The sequence below is a fragment of the Streptomyces sp. NPDC024555 genome, assembly GCF_055559335.1.
On record NZ_JBVHKV010000003.1, the window covers coordinates 18995 to 39330 of the forward strand.

General features: G+C 73.4%; 17 protein-coding genes. 10 read left to right on the forward strand and 7 right to left on the reverse strand.

Annotated elements, in window-relative coordinates:
• The first annotated feature begins 44 nt into the window (after window positions 1-44).
• The 6 genes from ACZ4FH_RS05525 (at window position 45) to ACZ4FH_RS05550 (ending at window position 9150) form a co-directional block, all read left to right on the forward strand.
• The gene (locus ACZ4FH_RS05525) at window positions 45-1010 is read left to right on the forward strand and encodes a LysR family transcriptional regulator (protein WP_467302486.1); all 966 of its coding nucleotides are present in this window, start codon (window positions 45-47) and stop codon (window positions 1008-1010) included.
• Complete coding sequence (locus tag ACZ4FH_RS05530; RefSeq protein WP_467302488.1) at window positions 1001-2509, forward strand: 3' terminal RNA ribose 2'-O-methyltransferase Hen1; 1509 nt, start codon at window positions 1001-1003, stop codon at window positions 2507-2509. Before ACZ4FH_RS05525 ends, ACZ4FH_RS05530 begins: the two co-directional genes overlap by 10 nt.
• The gene (locus tag ACZ4FH_RS05535) at window positions 2506-5100 is read left to right on the forward strand and encodes a polynucleotide kinase-phosphatase (protein WP_467302490.1); all 2595 of its coding nucleotides are present in this window, start codon (window positions 2506-2508) and stop codon (window positions 5098-5100) included. Before ACZ4FH_RS05530 ends, ACZ4FH_RS05535 begins: the two co-directional genes overlap by 4 nt.
• A gap of 81 nt (window positions 5101-5181) precedes the next feature.
• On the forward strand, window positions 5182-6414 hold the full coding sequence (locus ACZ4FH_RS05540) for an arginine deiminase (protein WP_467302492.1): 1233 nt from the start codon (window positions 5182-5184) through the stop codon (window positions 6412-6414).
• Between the two features lie 141 nt (window positions 6415-6555).
• Window positions 6556-7560 carry an ornithine carbamoyltransferase gene (gene argF / locus ACZ4FH_RS05545; protein WP_467302494.1) on the forward strand — a complete coding sequence of 335 codons (1005 nt, stop codon included), beginning with the start codon at window positions 6556-6558 and terminating at the stop codon, window positions 7558-7560.
• A gap of 174 nt (window positions 7561-7734) precedes the next feature.
• Complete coding sequence (locus ACZ4FH_RS05550; protein WP_467302496.1) at window positions 7735-9150, forward strand: amino acid permease; 1416 nt, start codon at window positions 7735-7737, stop codon at window positions 9148-9150.
• 13 nt (window positions 9151-9163) lie between these two features.
• Here the strand turns inward: ACZ4FH_RS05550 and ACZ4FH_RS05555 are convergent, their stop codons facing one another.
• Window positions 9164-9595: an ATP-binding protein gene (locus ACZ4FH_RS05555; RefSeq protein WP_467302498.1), complete on the reverse strand. Its 432-nt coding sequence runs from the start codon at window positions 9593-9595 to the stop codon at window positions 9164-9166.
• A gap of 267 nt (window positions 9596-9862) precedes the next feature.
• Between ACZ4FH_RS05555 and ACZ4FH_RS05560 the strand changes: the two genes are divergently transcribed.
• Together ACZ4FH_RS05560 and ACZ4FH_RS05565 are read left to right on the forward strand one after the other, a co-directional pair.
• Window positions 9863-10690 carry an enoyl-CoA hydratase family protein gene (locus tag ACZ4FH_RS05560; protein ID WP_467302500.1) on the forward strand — a complete coding sequence of 276 codons (828 nt, stop codon included), beginning with the start codon at window positions 9863-9865 and terminating at the stop codon, window positions 10688-10690.
• Window positions 10687-13002 (forward strand): bifunctional salicylyl-CoA 5-hydroxylase/oxidoreductase, encoded by a 2316-nt coding sequence (locus ACZ4FH_RS05565; RefSeq protein ID WP_467302502.1) that lies wholly within the window; start codon window positions 10687-10689, stop codon window positions 13000-13002. Before ACZ4FH_RS05560 ends, ACZ4FH_RS05565 begins: the two co-directional genes overlap by 4 nt.
• Here ACZ4FH_RS05565 and ACZ4FH_RS05570 read toward each other — a convergent pair.
• From ACZ4FH_RS05570 to ACZ4FH_RS05585, 4 genes are all read right to left on the reverse strand, one after another.
• On the reverse strand, window positions 12989-13429 hold the full coding sequence (locus tag ACZ4FH_RS05570; protein ID WP_467302504.1) for a hypothetical protein: 441 nt from the start codon (window positions 13427-13429) through the stop codon (window positions 12989-12991). The two genes, ACZ4FH_RS05565 and ACZ4FH_RS05570, sit on opposite strands and share 14 nt — an antisense overlap.
• Window positions 13422-14261: a GNAT family N-acetyltransferase gene (locus ACZ4FH_RS05575; protein ID WP_467302506.1), complete on the reverse strand. Its 840-nt coding sequence runs from the start codon at window positions 14259-14261 to the stop codon at window positions 13422-13424. Before ACZ4FH_RS05575 ends, ACZ4FH_RS05570 begins: the two co-directional genes overlap by 8 nt.
• 76 nt (window positions 14262-14337) lie before the next feature.
• The gene (locus tag ACZ4FH_RS05580; RefSeq protein ID WP_467302508.1) at window positions 14338-15153 is read right to left on the reverse strand and encodes a PaaX family transcriptional regulator; all 816 of its coding nucleotides are present in this window, start codon (window positions 15151-15153) and stop codon (window positions 14338-14340) included.
• 4 nt (window positions 15154-15157) lie between these two features.
• Window positions 15158-16795: an AMP-binding protein gene (locus ACZ4FH_RS05585; protein WP_467302509.1), complete on the reverse strand. Its 1638-nt coding sequence runs from the start codon at window positions 16793-16795 to the stop codon at window positions 15158-15160.
• Between the two features lie 150 nt (window positions 16796-16945).
• Between ACZ4FH_RS05585 and ACZ4FH_RS05590 the strand changes: the two genes are divergently transcribed.
• Both ACZ4FH_RS05590 and ACZ4FH_RS05595 read left to right on the forward strand, forming a co-directional pair.
• Complete coding sequence (locus ACZ4FH_RS05590) at window positions 16946-18076, forward strand: acyl-CoA dehydrogenase family protein (RefSeq protein ID WP_467302511.1); 1131 nt, start codon at window positions 16946-16948, stop codon at window positions 18074-18076.
• Window positions 18073-18474, forward strand: coding sequence for a RidA family protein (locus tag ACZ4FH_RS05595; RefSeq protein WP_467302513.1), 402 nt, complete (start codon window positions 18073-18075; stop codon window positions 18472-18474). The genes ACZ4FH_RS05590 and ACZ4FH_RS05595 overlap by 4 nt, the downstream gene beginning before the upstream one ends.
• Before the next feature lie 106 nt (window positions 18475-18580).
• On the opposite strand, the gene ACZ4FH_RS05600 is transcribed toward ACZ4FH_RS05595, so the two are convergent.
• Both ACZ4FH_RS05600 and ACZ4FH_RS05605 read right to left on the reverse strand, forming a co-directional pair.
• Window positions 18581-19714 (reverse strand): FAD-dependent monooxygenase, encoded by a 1134-nt coding sequence (locus ACZ4FH_RS05600; protein ID WP_467302515.1) that lies wholly within the window; start codon window positions 19712-19714, stop codon window positions 18581-18583.
• A 50-nt stretch (window positions 19715-19764) separates the two neighbouring features.
• Window positions 19765-20331: a GTP-binding protein gene (locus ACZ4FH_RS05605; RefSeq protein WP_383642320.1), complete on the reverse strand. Its 567-nt coding sequence runs from the start codon at window positions 20329-20331 to the stop codon at window positions 19765-19767.
• Window positions 20332-20336 lie beyond the last annotated feature (5 nt).

The window sequence follows — 20336 nt, forward strand, 5'->3', positions numbered from 1 at the left end:
TACGTCTAATACTTCTTCGGGCGCGAGATGATATCTCTGAGCATATGGAGCGCCCCGAACTCGGCCTGCCGCAGGTGCACGCCTTCGTCGTCCTGGCCGAGGAACTTCACTTCGGCCGTGCCGCCGCTCGGCTCGGCGTCGCCCAGCCGCCGCTGAGCCAGCAGATCCGCCGGCTGGAGGACAAGGTGGGACACGCACTGTTCAGCCGTGAGCCGGGGCGGGTCGCGCTCACGCCGGCGGGCCGCGAGCTGCTGCCCGCCGCTCGGCACGCCCTCGGCCGGCTCGCGGAGGGGCTGACCGCGGCCAGGGAGGCCGGGGACGGAAGGGCCGGACGGTTGCGGATCGGCTTCGCGGCCTCGCTGGCGCTCACCGTCCTGCCCGGACTGCTGCGGACCTTCCGGGAGCGGTTCCCGGCCGTGGACCTGGACATCCAGGAGATGACGACCACACCGCAACTGGCCGCGCTGCGCGCACGGACCATCGACATCGGCCTGGTGCGCGAGCCGCCCGAGCCCGACGCGGAGCTGGACTTCCGGACGGTGCTGACCGAACCGTACGTGGCCGTCCTGCCCGCCGCGCACTCCCTGGCGGCCCAGGAAGCCGTCCGCGTCGAGCAGTTGGCGGACTGCCCCTTCGTGCTGCTGCCGCGTGCCGTGGGCCCGCCGCTGTACGACCGGATCACCGAGGTGTGCGTCGCTGCGGGCTTCACTCCCCGCGTGACGCAGCACGCCGTGGAGTGGCAGACCGTCTGCGCCCTGGTGGGGACCGGTCTGGGGGTCTCCCTGGCCCCGGAGAGCATCCGGCGCATCCGTCTCGAAGGCGTCGCCTTCCGCCCGATCGCGCCCGGCACCGCCCGCACCCGGGTCGCCGTCGCGTGGCGCAGGAACGACGCCAACCCTCTGGTCTCCCGGCTCCTGACGGTGCTCGACCAGGCCTTCGGCTCTCCGGCGACCGGGAAATTGCCTGGTGGCGGGGGCGGGGGCGCAGCATACTCGGACGGGTGTTCCTGACGATCAGTACCACCGGCACCCCGGAGCGTCCCGCCACCGATCTCGGTTTCCTGCTGCACAAGCATCCCGAGAAGGCGCAGACGTTCTCCACCTCGCACGGCGTCGCGCACGTCTTCTATCCCGAGGCGTCCGCGGAGCGGTGCACGGCCGCACTGCTGCTGGAGGTGGATCCGGTGGCGCTGGTGCGGCGCGGCAAGGGCAAGGGCCGGGGAGGAGCGCCCGACGCGGCGCTCGCGCAGTACGTCAACGACCGCCCCTACGCGGCGTCCTCGCTGCTGTCCACCGCGATGAGCGTCACCTTCAAGTCCGCGCTGCGCGGTGACTGCAAGGCGATGCCGGAGCGGGCGGCGGCGCCGATGCCGCTGCGGATCGAGGTGCCCGCCCTGCCGGCCCGTGGTGGTGCCGAGCTGGTGCGCAAGCTCTTCGGTCCGCTGGGCTGGTCGGGCGTTCAGGCGCGGCCCGTGCCGCTGGACGAGCGGTTCCCCGAGTGGGGGGACTCGCGGTACGTACAGCTGGTGCTGGAGGGCGAGTTGCGGCTCGCCGACGCGCTGCGTCAGCTGTATGTGCTGCTGCCCGTGCTCGACGACGCAAAGCACTACTGGGTGGCGCCGGACGAGGTCGACAAGCTGCTGCGGGCGGGGGAGGGCTGGCTGGCCGACCACCCGGAGCAGAAGCTGATCACCAGCCGCTATCTCTCCCGGCGCTGGGGACTGGCCCGGCAGGCGATGGAGCGCCTGGAGCTGGTCCGGCTCGCCGAGTCCGACGACCTCGCCGTCGAGAGCATCGACAACGCCGTCGACGAGACCGCCGACACCGAGGAGCGGCCGGTTCCGCTCGCGGTGCGGCGCCGGGACGCCATCCTGGCGGCGCTGGCCGAGGCCGGGGCGAGCCGTGTGCTCGACCTGGGCTGCGGACAGGGCCAGTTGGTGCAGGCCCTGCTCAAGGACCCCCGGTACACGGAGATCGTGGGCGTCGACGTCTCGATGCGCGCCCTCACCATCGCCTCGCGCCGGCTCCGGCTGGAGCGGATGGGCGAGCGCCAGGCCTCCCGGGTCACCCTCCGGCAGGGCTCCCTCGCGTACACGGACAAGCGGCTCGCGGGGTACGACGCGGCGGTGCTCAGCGAGGTCGTCGAGCATGTGGACCTGCCGAGGCTGCCCGCCCTGGAGTACGCGGTGTTCGGCGCGGCCCGTCCCCGTACCGTGCTCGTGACCACGCCGAACGTCGAGTACAACGTCCGCTGGGAGACCCTCCCGGCCGGGCACACCCGGCACGGCGACCACCGTTTCGAATGGACTCGCGCCGAGTTCCGCGCATGGGCGGAGCGCGTGGCGGGCCGTTACGGGTACGGCGTGGACTTCGTACCCGTCGGCGACGACGACCCCGAGGTCGGCCCGCCGACCCAGATGGCCGTCTTCACCACGACGGCATCCCCCCGGGGCGACACCCGGAGCACCGGCAGGACCGACACGACCGAGAAGGAGGCGGACGCCGCATGAGCACCCCCAGCACCACCCGTACGAGTAACGGCGGCGAGGACGCCGGACGCGTCCTTCCGGTCACCGACCTCTCCCTCGTCGTCCTCATCGGCGCGAGCGGTTCGGGCAAGTCCACCTTCGCCCGCAGGCAGTTCAAGCCGACCGAGGTCATCTCCTCGGACTTCTGCCGCGGTCTGGTCGCCGACGACGAGAACGACCAGAGCGCCAGCCGGGACGCCTTCGACGTCCTGCACTACATCGCGGGCAAGCGGCTGGCCGCCGGCCGGCTGACCGTCGTGGACGCCACCAACGTGCAGTCGGAGGCCCGCCGCCAGCTCGTTTCGCTGGCCAGGGAGCACGACGTGCTGCCGATCGCGATCGTCCTCGACCTGCCGGAGGAGGTCTGCCAGGCCCGTAACGCCGAGCGTCCCGACCGGGCCGGACTGCCCCGGCACGTGGTCCAGCGCCACCGCCGCGAGCTGCGCCGCTCGCTGCGCGGCCTGGAGCGCGAGGGCTTCCGCAAGGTGCACGTCCTGCGCACCGAGGAGGAGGCCGAGCACGCCCGGGTGGTGCTGGAGCGCCGCTACAACGACCTGCGCCACCTCACCGGCCCGTTCGACATCATCGGCGACGTCCACGGCTGCGCCTCCGAGCTGGAGACCCTGCTCGGCAGGCTCGGCTACGTGGACGGAGCGCACCCCGAGGGGCGGACCGCCGTGTTCGTCGGCGACCTCGTCGACCGGGGCCCCGACAGCCCCGGGGTGCTGCGCAGGGTCATGTCGATGGTGGCCGACGGCCATGCGCTGTGCGTGCCCGGCAACCACGAGAACAAGCTCGGCCGTTACCTCAAGGGCCGCAAGGTCCAGCAGACGCACGGCCTCGCCGAGACCGTCGAGCAGCTGGAGCGCGTGGACAAGGAGGACCCGGAGTTCCGCGGGCGCGTCGCGAAGTTCATCGACGGACTGGTCAGCCACTACGTGCTGGACGGCGGGCGGCTGGTCGTCTGCCACGCCGGGCTGCCCGAGAAGTACCACGGCCGCACCTCCGGCCGGGTCCGTTCGCACGCGCTGTACGGCGACACCACCGGCGAGACCGACGCGTTCGGGCTGCCGGTGCGCTACCCGTGGGCCGAGGACTACCGGGGCAGCGCCACGGTCGTCTACGGCCACACCCCGGTCCCCAGCACCTCCTGGATCAACAACACCATCTGCCTGGACACCGGAGCGGTGTTCGGCGGGAAGATGACCGCGCTGCGCTGGCCGGAGCGCGAGCTCGTCGACGTACCCGCCGAGCGGGTCTGGTACGAGCCGGCGAAGCCGCTGGTCACCGAGGCACCGGGCAGCCGGGAGGGCCGGCCGCTGGACCTCGGGGACGTGCAGGGACGCCGCGTCGTGGAGACCCGGCACCTGGGGCGCGTCGCCGTCCGCGAGGAGAACGCGGCGGCGGCCCTGGAGGTCATGAGCCGGTTCGCCGTCGACCCCCGGCTGCTGGCCTACCTGCCGCCGACCATGGCACCGACCGCCACCTCGCACGAGGAGGGCTATCTGGAGCACCCGGCCGAGGCGTTCGCCCAGTACCGGGCGGACGGCGTGGACCGCGTCGTGTGCGAGGAGAAGCACATGGGCTCCCGTGCCGTCGCCCTGGTCTGCAAGGACGCGGCCGCCGCCCGGGAGCGCTTCGGGATCGGCGGGACGGACGGTGACGGCCCCACGGGCGCGCTGTACACCCGCACCGGCCGGCCGTTCCTGGACGACCCGGCGCTCACCGAGGAAGTGCTGGACCGGCTGCGCGCGGCCGTCACCGCCGCCGGTCTGTGGGAGGAGTGGGACACCGACTGGGTGCTGCTCGACGCCGAGCTGATGCCCTGGTCGCTGAAGGCGGCCGGCCTGCTCCGCTCGCAGTACGCGGCGGTCGGCGCCGCCTCCGGCGCCGTGCTGCCCGTGGTGGGCGGGGCGCTCGCCGCGGCGGCCGCCCGGGGCGTCGACGTGGGCGCGCTCGCGGACCGGCAGGCCGGCCGGGCCGAGGACGCCGCCGCGTTCACCGAGGCCTACCGCCGCTACTGCTGGAGCACCGAGGGGCTGGACGGGGTGCGTCTGGCACCGTTCCAGATCCTCGCGGTGCGAGGCCGTTCGCTGGCCTCCGTTCCGCACGACGAGCAGCTGGCCTGGCTGGACCGGCTGGTGGAGCACGACCCGACCGGACTGCTCCAGGTCACCCGCCGGCTCGTCGTCGACACGGGCGACGAGGCGTCGGTGCGGGCCGGTGTCGACTGGTGGCTGGAGATGACCGGCCGGGGCGGCGAGGGCATGGTCGTCAAACCGCTCGGCGCGCTCGTCCGCGACGGCAGGGACCGGCTGGTGCAGCCCGGGGTCAAGGTGCGCGGCAGGGAGTACTTGCGGATCATCTACGGCCCCGAGTACACCCGGCCGGAGAACCTGGAGCGGCTGCGCGGCCGTTTCCTCGGCCACAAGCGCTCGCTCGCCCTGCGCGAGTACGCGCTCGGGCTGGAGGCCCTGGACCGGCTGGCCGACGGGGAGCCGCTGTGGCGGGTCCACGAGGCGGTGTTCGCCGTGCTGGCCCTGGAGTCGGAGCCGGTGGACCCGCGCTTGTAGCGTCCTCGGGTTCCGCCCCGGCGGCGGAACCCGAGGGCGATTCGCCGGGTGAACGGTGCCCCGCGCGGTGAGGATGAGGGCATGGGATTCCATGTCGACTCCGAGGCCGGGCGGCTGCGCCGCGTCATCCTGCACCGCCCCGATCTGGAACTGAAGCGGCTCACCCCGCGCAACAAGGACGCGCTCCTCTTCGACGACGTGCTCTGGGTGCGCCGCGCCCGTCAGGAGCACGACGGTTTCGCGGACGTGCTGCGGGACCGGGGCGTGGAGGTGCATCTCTTCGGCGATCTCCTCCAGGAGGCGCTGGAGATCCCGGTGGCCCGCAGGCTGGTGCTGGACCGGGTCTTCGACGAGAAGGAGTACGGTCCGCTCGCCACCGAGCATCTGCGCGCCGCCTTCGAGGAGTTGCCCGCGTCCGAACTGGGCGCGGCGCTGGTCGGCGGGATGACGAAGCGGGAGTTCCTGGAGCGCTGCCCCGAGCCGGTCTCGGTGCGCTTCCACGTCATGGACCTCGACGACTTCCTGCTCGGTCCGCTGCCCAACCACCTGTTCACGCGCGACACCTCGGCCTGGATCTACGACGGGGTCTCCATCAACGCCATGCGCTGGCCCGCCCGGCAGCGCGAGACCGTGCACTTCGAGGCCATCTACCGCCACCACCCGCTGTTCACCGGCCCCGACGCGGGCCCCTTCCACCACTGGTCGGAGGGGCAGGACGACTATCCGTCCACGATCGAGGGCGGTGACGTACTGGTCATCGGCCGGGGCGCCGTGCTCATCGGGATGAGCGAGCGGACCACCCCGCAGGCGGTGGAGATGCTGGCGCGGGGCCTCTTCGACGCCGGGTCCGCGCGGACGATCGTGGCGCTGGACATGCCGAAGAGCCGGGCGTTCATGCACCTGGACACCGTGATGACGATGGTCGACGGGGACACCTTCACCCAGTACGCGGGCCTCGGGATGCTCCGCTCGTACACGATCGAGCCGGGCGAGGGCCCCCGGGACCTCAGGGTCACCGACCATCCGCCCGAGCACATGCACCGGGCGATCGCGGACGCGCTGGGGCTGGACGCGATCCGCGTCCTGACCGCCACCCAGGACGTGCACGCCGCCGAGCGCGAGCAGTGGGACGACGGCTGCAACGTGCTGGCGGTCGAACCGGGCGTCGTCGTGGCGTACGAGCGCAACGCCACCACCAACACGTATCTGCGCAAGGAGGGCATCGAGGTCATCGAGATCCCCGGCAGCGAGCTGGGGCGGGGACGGGGCGGCCCCCGCTGCATGAGCTGTCCGGTGGAACGCGACCCCGTGTAGCCGGGGGAGGGGAGGCGGGCGGGCGCCGGCGGTCCGGGCGGGGAGGAGATGTCCGCACGGCCCTGTATAGCGATGCATTGCATCGTATAGACTTCCAGGGTTACCGTATGCGTCCCCCCGCCCGACCCAGGAGCAGTCACCATGGCCATAGACCTCGCAGGCCGCCACTTCCTCAAGGAGCTGGACTTCACGGCCGAGGAGTTCCGCGGCCTGATCGGTCTGGCCGCCGAGCTCAAGGCCGCGAAGAAGGCGGGGACGGAGACCCGGCACCTGTGCGGCAGGAACATCGCGCTCATCTTCGAGAAGACCTCGACCCGCACCCGCTGCGCCTTCGAGGTCGCCGCCGCGGACCAGGGCGCCTCCACCACGTACCTCGACCCCTCCGGTTCGCAGGTGGGGCACAAGGAGTCCGTGAAGGACACCGCCCGGGTCCTCGGCCGGATGTTCGACGCGATCGAGTACCGCGGCGACAGCCAGCAGGCCGTCGAGGAGCTGGCCGCCCACGCCGGCGTCCCCGTCTTCAACGGGCTCACCGACGACTGGCACCCGACGCAGATGCTCGCCGACGTCCTCACGATGACCGAGCACTGCGCCAAGCCGCTGGAGCGCACCGCCTTCGCCTACCTCGGCGACGCCCGCTTCAACATGGGCAACTCCTACCTGGTCACCGGCGCCCTGCTCGGCATGGACGTCCGCATCGTCGCGCCGAAGGCCTACTGGCCCGCCGACGCCGTCGTGGACCGGGCGCGCGAGCTGGCCGCGAGCAGCGGGGCCACCGTCACGCTCACCGAGGACGTCGCCGAGGGCGTGCGCGGCGCCGACTTCGTCGCCACCGACGTCTGGGTCTCCATGGGCGAGCCCAAGGAGATCTGGGCCGAGCGCATCGCCGCCCTCGCGCCGTACGCCGTCACCATGGACGTCCTGCGGGCCACCGGCAACGACGACGTCAAGTTCCTCCACTGCCTCCCGGCCTTCCACGACCTCGGCACCAAGGTCGGGCGCGAGATCCACGACCGCTACGGACTGGCCGAGCTGGAGGTCAGCGACGAGGTCTTCGAGTCCGCGCACTCCGTCGTCTTCGACGAGGCGGAGAACCGCATGCACACGATCAAGGCCGTCATGGTGGCGACCATGGGGACGCGCTGACCCGGACATCCCGCATGAACATGCACCTCATGGGGTGAACATGCGCATATATGTCTAGGATGGTCGCCGCCGGTGGGGTTCGGGCTCGCACGCTCGAACCCCGCTTCCGTGTGCGCGCCGACCCCACGTCTCCCGGCGCCCCGCCCCCCACCGCCGCAGAATGAGAACACCGCCGTGAGCCCCTTGCGCCTGCCCGGCCCGCCGCCGCGCCTGAAGGACCCCCACCAGCTGATCGCCGAGTCCGGCGCCGACCTGGAGGGCCATGGGCTCAAGCGCACCATGGGACTCTTCCAGCTGGTCTGCTTCGGGGTCGGCGCCGTCGTCGGCACCGGCATCTTCGTCGGGCTCTCCGACAGCGTCGCCGAGGCCGGACCCGCCGTCGTGGTCTCCTACGTCCTCGCCGCCGTCACCTGCGTGTTCACCGCGTTCTCCTTCGCCGAGCTGGGCAGTGCCATCCCGGTCTCCGGCAGCTCCTACTCGTACGCGTACGCCACCCTCGGCGAGCGCCTGGCCTTCCTCGTCGGCTGGTGCCTGCTCCTGGAGTACGGCGTGTCGGTCTCCGCCGTGGCCGTCGGCTGGAGCCAGTACGTCAACGAACTGCTCGACAGCCTCGTCGGCCACCAGCTGCCCCAGGCGCTCTCCGCGGGCCCCGGTGACGGCGGCGTCGTCAATCTGCCCGCCGTCCTCGTGATCATGATGGCCGCCACCCTGCTGGTGCGCGGCGTACGGGAGAGCGCCGGGGCCACGGCCGCGATGGCCGTCCTCAAGATCGCCGTCCTGATCATGTTCTGCGCCATCGCCTTCACGGCCTTCGAGCGCGGCAACCTCACCCCGTTCCTGACCCACGGCCCCGGCGGCGTCACCGCCGGAGCGTCGCTCGCCTTCTTCTCGTACATCGGCTTCGACGCCATCACCACCACCGGCGAGGAGGTCCGCAATCCACGGCGCGACATCCCCGTCGCGATCATGATCTGCATCGGACTGGTGACGCTGCTCTACTGCGCGGTCGCACTCGCCGCGATCGGCGCGCTGGGCGCCGACGCCGTCTCGGACCGGCCCGCCGCGCTCTCGCTGATCGTCGACCAGGTCACCGGCTCGGACGTGGGCGGCGGGATCATCGCCTTCGGCGCGGTCGTCGCCATCGCCTCGGTCGTCCTCGCGGTGATGTACGGGCAGACCCGCATCCTGATGTCCATGTCGCGCGACGGCCTGGTGCCCAGGGTCTTCGAGCGGGTCTCGCCGCGCACCTCGACCCCGGTCGCCAACACCTGGATCGTCGCCGCCGTCTTCGCCGTCCCGGCCGCCTTCGCCTCGCTCGACGTGGTGGTGAACCTGACCACCATCGGCACGCTCGCCACCATGGTCGCCGTCAATGTCGAGGTCATCGTGCTGCGCCGCCGCAACCCCGAGGTGCGGGGCGCCTTCCGCGTCCCCCTCCATCCGCTGAGCCCGCTGCTCGGCATCGGCTTCTGCGGCTATCTGATGTACGGGACGGGCTGGGCGACCTGGGTGCAGTTCGCGGTGTTCCTGGCGGCCGGCGCGGCGGTGTACGCCGGATACGGGCACCGCCGCTCCCGGCTGGCCGGCTGACCCGGCCGCGCGCTCAGGACGCCGGACTCGCCGGTGCGCGCAGGGTGAACCAGACCGCCTTGCCGCGTTCGGTCGCGCGGTGCCCGCAGGCCGCGCTGAGCGTGCGGATCAGCAGCAGCCCCCGGCCGTGCTCCTGCCAGGGATCGGGCATCCAGTCGGGACCCGGGCGGGAGAGGTCCCCCGGCGGCGCCGGATCGCCGTCGTGCACCTCCACCTGGCAGACGCTCTCCAGCAGCTCCACCACCAGCTCCACCGGATCGTCCCCCGGGGTGTGCTCCACCGCGTTGGCGACCAGCTCCGCCGTCAGCAGCTCCGCCGTGTCGGCGTCCGCCGGGGCGTCGAGGTCCGCGAGGACCGAGCGGATCAGCGCGCGGGCGATCGGCACGGCCGCCGCGGAGTGCGGCAGGGAGATGCGCCAGGTGGTGGCGGGGGCGTCGGGCGGCACGGCGGGGTCCGTTCGGGCGGGTGAACACTCCTGGAATCGCCCGTTCCGGGGGCGCAGGACTTCATGGCTCCCACCTTACGAACGCCCACGACACGGGCAAGGGCCTCCCGACCGGTGCGAAGGGGACGTTCGTCACCCTCGGGCCGGCCGCCCCGCCCCGCGCGGGTCCGCCCGCACCCCGTCTATCGCGTACTCGTGACGGAAGTCACGTACCGGTGATAGCTTCGAGAGGCAGGCAGCAGCCCGACGGCCGAAGGGTCCCCCTCCATGAGCCCGTTCCCCAGCTCGGCCTCCCGCACCGAGAAGTGGCGCCATCTGCGCGTCACCACGCGGGACGGCGTCGCCACCGTCACGCTCGCCCGCCCCGACAAGCTCAACGCGCTGACCTTCGGCGCCTACGCGGACCTGCGCGATCTGCTCGCCGAACTGTCCCGGGAGCGCGCGGTCCGCGCCCTGGTGCTGGCCGGCGAGGGGCGCGGCTTCTGCTCCGGCGGCGATGTGGACGAGATCATCGGCGCCACCCTCGCCATGGACACCGCCCGGCTCCTGGACTTCAACCGGATGACCGGGCAGGTGGTCCGGGCCCTGCGGGAGTGCCCCTTCCCCGTCGTCGCCGCCCTGCACGGGGCCGCCGCCGGAGCCGGGGCCGTGCTGGCCCTGGCCGCGGACTTCCGGGTGGCCGACCCCACCACCCGCTTCGCCTTCCTCTTCACCCGCGTCGGGCTCTCCGGCGGCGACATGGGCGCGGCCTATCTGCTGCCCCGCGTCGTCGGCCTCGGCCACGCCACCCGCCTCCTCATGCTCGGCGATCCCGTCCACGCCCCCGAGGCCGAACGGATCGGGCTGATCAGCGAACTGACCGAGGAGGGCGAGGCCGACGCCCGCGCCGCCGCCCTCGCCCGCCGCCTCGCCGACGGACCCGCCCTCGCCCTCGCCCAGACCAAGGCGCTGCTCACCGCCGAACTCGACATGCCGCTGGCCGCCTCCGTGGAGATGGACGCCGCCACCCAGGCTCTGCTGATGCACGGCGAGGACTACGCCGAGTTCCACGCCGCCTTCACCGAGAAGCGGCCTCCCGCCTGGCGCGGACGATGACCGGCCCCACCGCACCCGACGCCGGCCCGCGGCGGATCGCGGTCATCGGCGGCGGCCCCGGCGGGCTCTACGCCGCGGCCCTCCTCAAACGGCTCGGCCCCGGTCGCGAGATCACCGTCTGGGAGCGCAACGCCCCGGACGACACCTTCGGCTTCGGCGTCGTCCTCTCCGACGAGACCCTGGGCGGCATCGAGCACGCCGACCCCGTCGTCCACGCCGCCCTCCAGCGCGCCTTCGTCCGCTGGGACGACATCGACATCGTCCACCGCGGCCACACCCAGACCTCCGGCGGCCACGGCTTCGCCGCGCTCGGCCGCCGCCGGCTCCTGGAGATCCTGCACACACGCTGCCAGGGCCTCGGCGTCCGCCTCCGCTTCCGCACCCAGGCACCGCCCGCCGCCGAACTCGCCGCCTCCCACGACCTGGTGATCGCGGCCGACGGCGTCCACAGCCCCACCCGCGACGCCCACGCCGAGCACTTCGGCCCCCGCATCACCCCGCACCGCTGCCGCTACATCTGGCTCGCCGCCGACTTCCCGCTGAACGCCTTCCGCTTCGAGATCGCCGAGACCCCCCACGGCGTGATGCAACTGCACGCCTACCCCTACGCCCGCACCCCCGACGGCGGCGGCGCCTCCACCGTGATCGTCGAGATGCGCGAGGAGGTCTGGCGCGCGGCCGGCTTCGACGCCCCCGACCCGGCCGCCTCGATCCGCCGCTGCGCCGCGATCTTCGCGGACGCGCTCGGCCACCGTCCGCTGCGCTCCCACCACTCCTCCTGGCAGACCTTTCGCACCGTCGTCAACGCGCACTGGTCGTACGGCAACACCGTCCTCATCGGGGACGCCGCCCATACCGCGCACTTCTCCATCGGCTCCGGAACCAAGCTGGCCGTCGAGGACGCCCTCGCCCTGGCCGCCTGCGTCCAGGAGCGGCCGGACCTGCCCGACGCCCTCGCCGCGTACGAGGCCGAGCGCCGGCCCGTCGTCGAGTCCACCCAGCGCGCCGCCGTGGCCAGCCTGCGCTGGTTCGAGGAGCTGGGGACCTACGTCGACCAGCCGCCCCGGCAGTTCGCCTTCAACCTCCTCACCCGCAGCCGCCGGGTCACCCACGACAATCTGCGGCTGCGCGACGCCGATTTCACCGCGGCCGTCGAGAAGGAGTTCGGCTGCCCGGCGGACACCCCGCCGATGTTCACCCCGCTGCGGCTGCGCGGACTCCAACTGCGCAACCGCGTCGTCGTCTCGCCCATGGACATGTACTCCGCCACCGACGGCGTCCCCGGCGACTTCCACCTCGTCCACCTCGGGGCCCGCGCGCTCGGCGGCGCCGGACTCGTCATGACGGAGATGGTCTGCGTCAGCCCCGAGGGCCGGATCACCCCCGGCTGCACCGGTCTCTACACCGACGAGCAGGCCGCCGCCTGGAAGCGGATCACCGACTTCGTCCACCGGGACTCGCCCGGCACCGCGATCGGCGTCCAGCTCGGCCACTCCGGCCGCAAGGGCTCCACCAAACTCATGTGGGAGGGCATCGACCAGCCCCTCGACGACGGAAACTGGCCCCTGACCGCCGCCTCCCCGCTGCCGTACGCGCCGGGCGTCAACCAGATCCCGCAGGCCCTGGACCGGGCCGGGCTCGACACCGTCCGCGCGCAGTTCACGGCCGCCGCCCGCCGCGCCGACGCCGGCGGGTTCGACCTCCTCGAACTGCACTGCGCGCACGGCTATCTGCTCTCGGGCTTCCTCTCCCCGCTCACCAACCACCGCACCGACGCCTACGGCGGCCCCCTCGCGAACCGGCTCCGCTTCCCGCTGGAGGTGTTCGACGCGGTCCGCGAGGTCTGGCCGGACGACCGGCCGATGACCGTCCGGATCTCCGCGACCGACTGGGCCGAGGGCGGCACCGGCGCCGAGGACGCCGTGGAGACCGCCCGCGCCTTCGTCGCCCACGGGGCCGACGCCATCGACGTCTCCACCGGCCAGGTCGTGCCCCACGAACGGCCCGAGTACGGGCGCTCCTACCAGACCCCGTACGCCGACCGGATCCGCAACACCCTCTGCGTGCCCGTGATCGCCGTCGGGGCGATCTCCTCCTGGGACGACGTCAACTCCCTGCTGCTGGCCGGACGCGCCGACCTCTGCGCCCTCGCCCGCCCCCATCTCTACGACCCGCACTGGACGCTCCACGCGGCGGCCGAACAGGGCTACACCGGGCCGGGCGCGCCCTGGCCCGCGCCGTACCGGGCGGGCAGCCGCACCCCGCCCACCGGCCGCACCGACGCGCCCAAGCCCCGGCTCACCCTGGGCTGAGCCCCTCGCAGGAGTGGCAGAGGCACGGATCCGGGTGCGGCGCCCCGTGGTGCGTGTCCCGGCCCAGCCGGGCGATCCGCTCCAGACGCTCCGCCAGCTCCGCCGCCTCCTCACGGGTGCGCGCGGGTGTGCCCGCGCAGCGCCGGATCACGGCGGGGGAGTACACCAGCCGCGCCCGGAAGGTGTGCAGATGGCGGGTGCCCGTGTCGATGGTGATCCACCGTCCGTTGTGCCGGCCGTGCCCCACCACGGTCAGCTGCTCGCTGCCCATCCCCGCGTAGGTGTCCACGACATAGACCTTCGCCCCGCCCCGGAACGCCTTCGTGCCCGGCCGGAACTCCTGTCCCAGCTCCCCGTACCGCCGCCACCGCACCACGTTCGCCGCGACCAGCCAGAGAGGCTCGGGCCGTTCGGGCGGCTCAGTCATCGCTGGGCCGGGCCTCGACCACCAGGCGGTCACCGACCGGGCGGTAGCCGATGCGGGTGTACACGCCGTTGCTCGTCGGATTCGCCAGATCGGTGAAGAGCAGCAGCTCCTCCGTGCCGGCCGCCAGCGCCGCGCGGCTGGCCTCGGCGGTCACCGCCGCCGCGTAGCCCCGGCCGCGGTGCTCCGGCGGGGTGTAGACGGGCGCGATGCGGGCGCTCCCCGCGATCCGGGGCGTGATCCCCGCCATCGAGACGGGAGTGTCCTCGTGCTCCCAGAGCGTCAGCCGCCCCTCCGCCGTCCGCTCGTCCACCCGCCGGGCATGGCGGTCGGCCCGGCTGTCCGGGCTGCCGATGTCGGCGGCGAACGCCCCGAACCACTCGACCAGCAGCTCCCGGTCGGCCGGGGTGGCGAGCCTGGCCCGTCCCGCAGGCGGGGGCGAGGGCGGCACCAACTCGCCCAGCCGGTACAGGCGCTGCTCCTCCTCGATCCGGTGGCCCGGCCAGTGCGCGGCCACCGCCAGGGCCGTCTCCCGGTCCGCGTTGACATGGGTGAGCGGGTGGGCGTCCATCAGCGGCCCGACGGCCTCCGGGGGCAGCAGCCCGTTCAGCGAGGCGGGATAGGGCGGGGTGTGGAGGAGTGTGCCCGTCACCTCGCCGTCCGGGCCGCTCCACCAGCCCAGCACCGGATCCCGGTCGCCGAAGGCCCGGGGGCCGTGGCGGCGCAGGGCGTCGGTGACGGTCAGCACGACCGTGTTCTCGGCGGGGCGGGCGGCCAGGGCGGGCCCCGCGGCGGTCAGGAAGGCGTCGACGTCGTGCGTGAAGGTCCAGGTCATGCCTCGGCATTCTGCCGCCGGGGCAGCCGCCGGGGCACGGGATTATCCGCGGACCGACACGGCCGTGCCCCCGCTCTCAGCCGTGGACGAACGCCGCCCCCGCGTCCCGCAGCCGCTCGTGGAGCAGGCCGAAGACCTCCGCCGACCGGCCGCCCCGCCACCCCCGGGGCAGCAGCTCCGCCGGAAGCCCCGGATCCGCGTACGGCACCCGCCGCCAGGAGTCCAGCGCCAGCAGATAGTCCCGGTAGGCCGCGCGCGGTTCGGGCGCGTGGTCCGGGCGCCCCTCCCAGTCGCGCAGCACCGGTTCGTGCCGGGCCAGGAACGCGGCGTGGAGCGCGTCCAGCGCGTCCAGGTCCCACCAGCGGGCCACGGACTCCTCGGTGGCCGCGAACCCCAGGTGCGTGCCCCGGAACAGCTCGACGTAGGGCGCGAGTTCCAGCCGCTCCAGGCTGTGCCGGGTCTCCTCGTACAGCCCCGCCGGGGCGATCCACACCCCCGGCGCGGCCGTGCCGAAGCCGAGCCGGGCCAGCCGGGAGCGGAGCAGATGGCGCTTGTGGCGTTCGGACTCGGGGACCGAGAACACGGCGAGGACCCAGCCGTCCCCGACGCGCGGATCGGGATGCCGGTAGATCCGCCGGTCCCCGTCGTCCAGCAGCTGCCGGGCGTCGTCCGACAGTGCGTACCCGGCCGCGCCGGCCTCCGTACGGGCCGCCACCAGCAGTCCGCGCCGCTTCAGCCGCGAGACGGCGGACCGCACGGCCGGTGGATCGACCCCGACGGCGCCCAGCAGCCGGACCAGTTCCGCCACGGCCAGCGGGGCGTTGCCCGGGGAGCGGCCGTACGCCCCGTAGAGGGTGACGATCAGCGAGCGGGGCGTGTGCGGTTCGATCATCCGATCATTCTCGTCCGGGCGGGCCGGATCCCGCACCGGCTTCGCCCTCGCGGAGCCGGAACCGCTGGAGCTTCCCGGTGGCGGTACGGGGCAGCTCCGGCAGGAACGTCAGCAGCCGGGGGCATTTGTGCGGGGCCAGCTCCGCGCGCATGAAGGCGCGCAGCGCGTCCTCGGTGAGCGCGGAGCCCTCCCGGCGCACGACGTAGGCGACGACGACGGCGCCGCGCAGCTCGTCGGGGCGGCCCACCACGGCGGCCTCCGCCACCTCGGGATGGCGCAGCAGCGCGTCCTCGACCTCGGGGCCGGCGATGTTGTACCCGGAGGAGATGATCATGTCGTCGGCGCGGGCCACATAGCGGAAGTAGCCGTCCGCGTCGCGCACATAGGTGTCCCCGGTCAGGTTCCAGCCGCGCTGGACGTACTCCCGCTGCCGGGGGTCGGCGAGATAGCGGCAGCCGACCGGGCCGCGCACGGCGAGCAGCCCCGGCTGCCCGTCCGGCACCTCGGCCCCGTCCTCGTCCACCACCCTGGCCTGCCAGCCGGGCACCGGGAGCCCGGTGGTGCCGGGGCGGATCGCGTCGTCGGCGGCCGAGACGAAGATGTGCAGCAGCTCGGTGGCGCCGATGCCGTTGATGATCCGCAGACCGGTCCGCTCGTGCCAGGCGTGCCAGGTCGCGACCGGCAGGTTCTCGCCCGCCGACACACAGCGGCGCAGCGCCGACAGGTCCTGCCCGTCGAGGTGGTCCAGCATCACCCGGTACGCGGTCGGCGCGGTGAACAGCACCGAGACCCGGTGCGCGGCCAGGGCGGGCAGCAGCTGCTTGGGACCGGCCTGCTCCAGCAGCAGCGCCGAGGCGCCGGCCCGCAGCGGGAAGAGCACCAGACCGCCGAGCCCGAAGGTGAAACCGAGCGGCGGACTGCCCGCGAAGACGTCGTCGGGCTCCGGCCGCAGGACGTGCCGCGAGAAGGTGTCCGCGACGGCCAGCACATCGCGGTGCAGATGCATGCACCCCTTGGGCCGGCCGGTCGTCCCCGAGGTGAACGCGATCAGCGCCACGTCGTCGGCCGCCGTGTCCGCCGGGCGGAAGGGGCCGGGCCGGTGCTCGGCCAGCCGCAGCAGATCGTCCGCTCCCTCGCCCCCGTACGCGGTGATCCGCAGTCCCGGGACGTCCGCCCGCACCAGATCGTCGAGCGCACGGGCGTCGCACAGTGCGTGGCCGATCCGGGCGATCGAGGCGATCGTGGCCAGTTCGGCGGCGCGCTGCTGCGCCAGAACGGTGACGGCGACGCCGCCGGCCCTGAGCACCGCCAGCCAGCAGGCGGCCAGCGTCGGCGTCGTCGGGCCGCGCAGCAGCACCCGGTTGCCGGGCACCATCCCCAGGTCCTCGGTCAGCACCCGGGCGATCCGGTCGACGAGGTCCCGCAGCTCCCCGTACGTCATGACCGTGCCGTCCGGCGTACGGAAGGCGGGCCGGTCGGTGCCGAAGCGTTCGACGGTGCGGTCCAGGAGTTCGGCGGCGCAGTTGAGCCGGTCCGGGTAGTCCAGTCCGGGCAGGTCGAAGAGCAGGTCCGGCCACTCGTCGGCGGGCGGCAGATGGTCCGCGGCGAAGGTGTCCACGTGCGCTGAGGTCTTCGGGTCCATGAAGGATCGCCCCCTTGTCGCCCTTGGAGCGTATCGTTTGGGTGACGGTAGTCAACGGTCCGCGATAAAAGGAGCGGACCCGGGGGCCGCACGGCACCGCCACGGGGACCGGACGCGGCCTTCGAAGGGATGCGACAGGAGAGGCGCCGTATGACGGCATTCTCGCTCGATCCGGCACAGACCGCCCGCTGCGAGGAACTGCGCACACTGGCCGGGGAGCGGCTGCGCCCGATCGCCGACCGGGGCGAGCCGGGCCACGTCAACCGTCCGCTCGTCGCGGCGCTCGGCGAGCTGGGCCTGCTCGACCGGATGTTCACCTCCGGGGCCCTCGACCTCTGTCTGCTGCGCGAATCGCTCGCCCGCGGCTGCACGGAGGCCGAGACGGCCCTGGCCCTCCAGGGCCTGGGCACCTTCCCCGTGGTGCAGTCGGGCACCCCGGAGCAGCGGTCGCGCTGGCTCCCCGGGGTCCGCGCCGGCCGGACCGTCGCCGCCTTCGCGCTCAGCGAGCCCGGCGCGGGCTCCGACGCGGCGGCCCTCGCCCTGGACGCCGCGCCCGCCCCCGGCGGCGGCTGGCGGCTGACCGGCGAGAAGTGCTGGATCTCCAACGCGCCGGAGGCCGACTTCTACACGGTCTTCGCCCGCACCACCCGGGGTGCCGGAGCCCGGGGCGTGACCGCCTTCCTCGTCCCCGCCGACCGGCCCGGCCTCACCGGCACCGCGCTGGACATGCTCTCCCCGCACCCCATCGGCGCCCTCGCCTTCGACGCCGTCCCGGTCACCCCCGACGACGTCCTCGGCGCACCGGACCGGGGCTTCCGGGTCGCCATGAACACCCTCAACCTCTTCCGCCCCAGCGTCGGAGCCTTCGCCGTCGGCATGGCCCGTGCCGCCCTGGACGCCACCCTGGAGCACACCGCCTCCCGGACGGCCTTCGGCGGCCCCCTCAAGGACCTCCAGTCCGTCGGGCACCGGGTCGCCGAGATGGCCACCCGCACCGAGGCCGCCCGGCTCCTGGTGTACGCGGCCGCCGCCGCGTACGACGCGGGGGAGCCGGGCGTGCCCGGGCGGGCCGCGATGGCGAAGCTGTTCGCCACCGAGACCGCGCAGTACGTCGTGGACCACGCCGTCCAGCTGCACGGAGCCCGCGCCCTGCGCCGGGGCCACCTCCTCGAACACCTCTACCGCGAGGTCCGCGCGCCCCGGATCTACGAAGGGGCCAGCGAGGTCCAGCGCACCGTCATCGCCAAGGAGCTGTACGCCGACCGGGAGCCCTCCGCATGAGCCAGATCCACCGGATCAACCCCGCCGAACTCGCCCCGCCCGCCGGCTTCTCGCACGCCGTCACCGTCACGGGCGGCCGGCTCGTCCTGCTCGCCGGGCAGACCGCCCTCGACGCCCGGGGCGAGCTGGTCCCCGGCACCCTGCCCGAGCAGTTCACCACCGCCCTCACCAATCTGCTGACCGCCCTCCGCGCGGCCGGCGGCTCCCCGGCCGACCTGGCCCGGGTCACGGTCTACACCACCGACGTCCCCGGCTACCGCGCGCACGCCCCCGAACTGGGCCGCATCTGGCGGCGCCTGGCCGGCCGCGACTACCCCGCGATGGCCGTCATCGGGGTGGTGCGCCTCTGGGACGAACAGGCCCTGGTCGAGATCGACGGCATGGCGGCCGTGCCGTAGCGCCTGTCCGTCGGGCCGATCGACGGAACCCGCGAGGCAGGCTCCAGGGGCCCGGAAACGACGGACGGGCCGCCCGGCAGTGCCGGACGGCCCGCTCGCGAACGGGTCAGTACGGCTGCACCAGCACGTGGGCCGCGCCCGGGATGCCGATCTTCAGCAGCTCGTCCTCCTCGGGCGTGGTCTCTCCGCCCGTCTCCTGCTTGAGGACCGCGCGCGACATGGCCTGCACCCACATGGCGCGCGGGCGGCGGCGGGCCTCCCACATGTCCAGCGCGGCGGCGACGTCCTGCTCGGCGTCCAGCGACTCGGCGAGCACCAGCGCGTCCTCGACGGCCATCGCCGCACCCTGCGCGATGTGCGGGGTGGAGGCGTGCGCGGCGTCACCGGCCAGCACCACCCGGCCGACGTGCCAGGGCTCCTCGACGGTCACCTGGGAGATCCGCGAGTAGACGACCCCCTCCGGTCCGGTGACCTGGTCCAGCGCCTCGGCGACCGGGCCGGTGAACATCGGCAGCCGCTCCTTGAGCTGCTCGTGCGCCCGCTCCGGGTCCGGCCGGAAGTCCTCGGCCTCGGCGAACACCGTGCCCAGGTACATCAGCTCGTCCGTGATCGGCGTCAGCAGCGCCTTCGCGGCCTGGCCCGCCGTGCCCATCACGACACCCCGGACCTCCTCCTGACGGGGCACGGTGACCCGCCAGTTGGCGAAGCCGGTGTACTGCGGGGCGTAGCGGTCGCCGTACAGCCGGGTGCGCAGCGGCGAGCCGATGCCGTCGAAGCCGACGACCAGGTCCCAGCGGCCGGACGAGCCGTCGGACAGCGTGACGTCCACGCCCTCGCCGTCGTCCGTGAGGTCGGTGACCGTCGCGCCGAAGCGGATCTTCGCGCCGGCCGCGGTGGCCGCGGCGCCGAGCACCTGGGCCAGGGCCGGGCGCGGGATGCCGTTGTTGGACGGGGCGTCGCCCATGCGCGGCTGCGGTATCGCGGCCAGGGTGTTGCCGGCCGGGTCCGCGATGGTGAGGACCTCCCACTCGAAGCCCGCCTCCAGGCACGCGTCGAGGACGCCGATCTCCCGCATGACGTGGAGGGCGTTGGACGGCTGGATGATGCCGACGCCCAGGGCGTCGAGCTCCTCGCGGAGTTCCACGACCTCGACGGTGTGGCCGCGCCTGCCCAGGGCGGTGGCCAGCGTGAGGCCGCCGATGCCGCCGCCGTGGATCAGGACGCGCAGGGGTGTTGCCATATCGGATCTCTCCAGAACGGGGAAAGGGGAAAGGGAAGGGCGGGGGCCCGTCAGCCCGCCACCGGCAGGCTCATCAGGTGGTCCACCAGGGCCAGCAGCACATCGCGGCCGAAATGCCGTTCCCGCACGTCGCCGACGAGCATCGGGACATGCGGGTCGAGGTCGAGAGCGGCCCTGATCTCCTCGGGGGTACGGGTGTTGTGGCCGTGGAAGCAGTTGATCGCGACGACGAACGGGATGTCCCGGCTCTCGAAGAAGTCGATCGACGCGAAACTGGTCTCCAGCCGCCGGGTGTCGGCGATCACCACGCCGCCCAGGGCGCCGTTGACCAGGTCGTTCCACATGAACCAGAAGCGTTCCTGGCCCGGGGTGCCGAACAGGTAGACGACCAGCTCGGGACTGACCGTGATCCGGCCGAAGTCCAGGGCCACGGTCGTGGTGTCCTTCTGCCCGATCCCGGCCAGGTCGTCGACGCCGATGCTCGCCTTGGTGAGGAACTCCTCGGTCCGCAGCGGCGCGACCTCGCTGACGGCGCCCACGAGGGTGGTCTTGCCGACGCCGAAGCCGCCGGCGATCAGGATTTTTACGGCGGCGGGGGCCGCCTGACTGATGGTCATCTTGG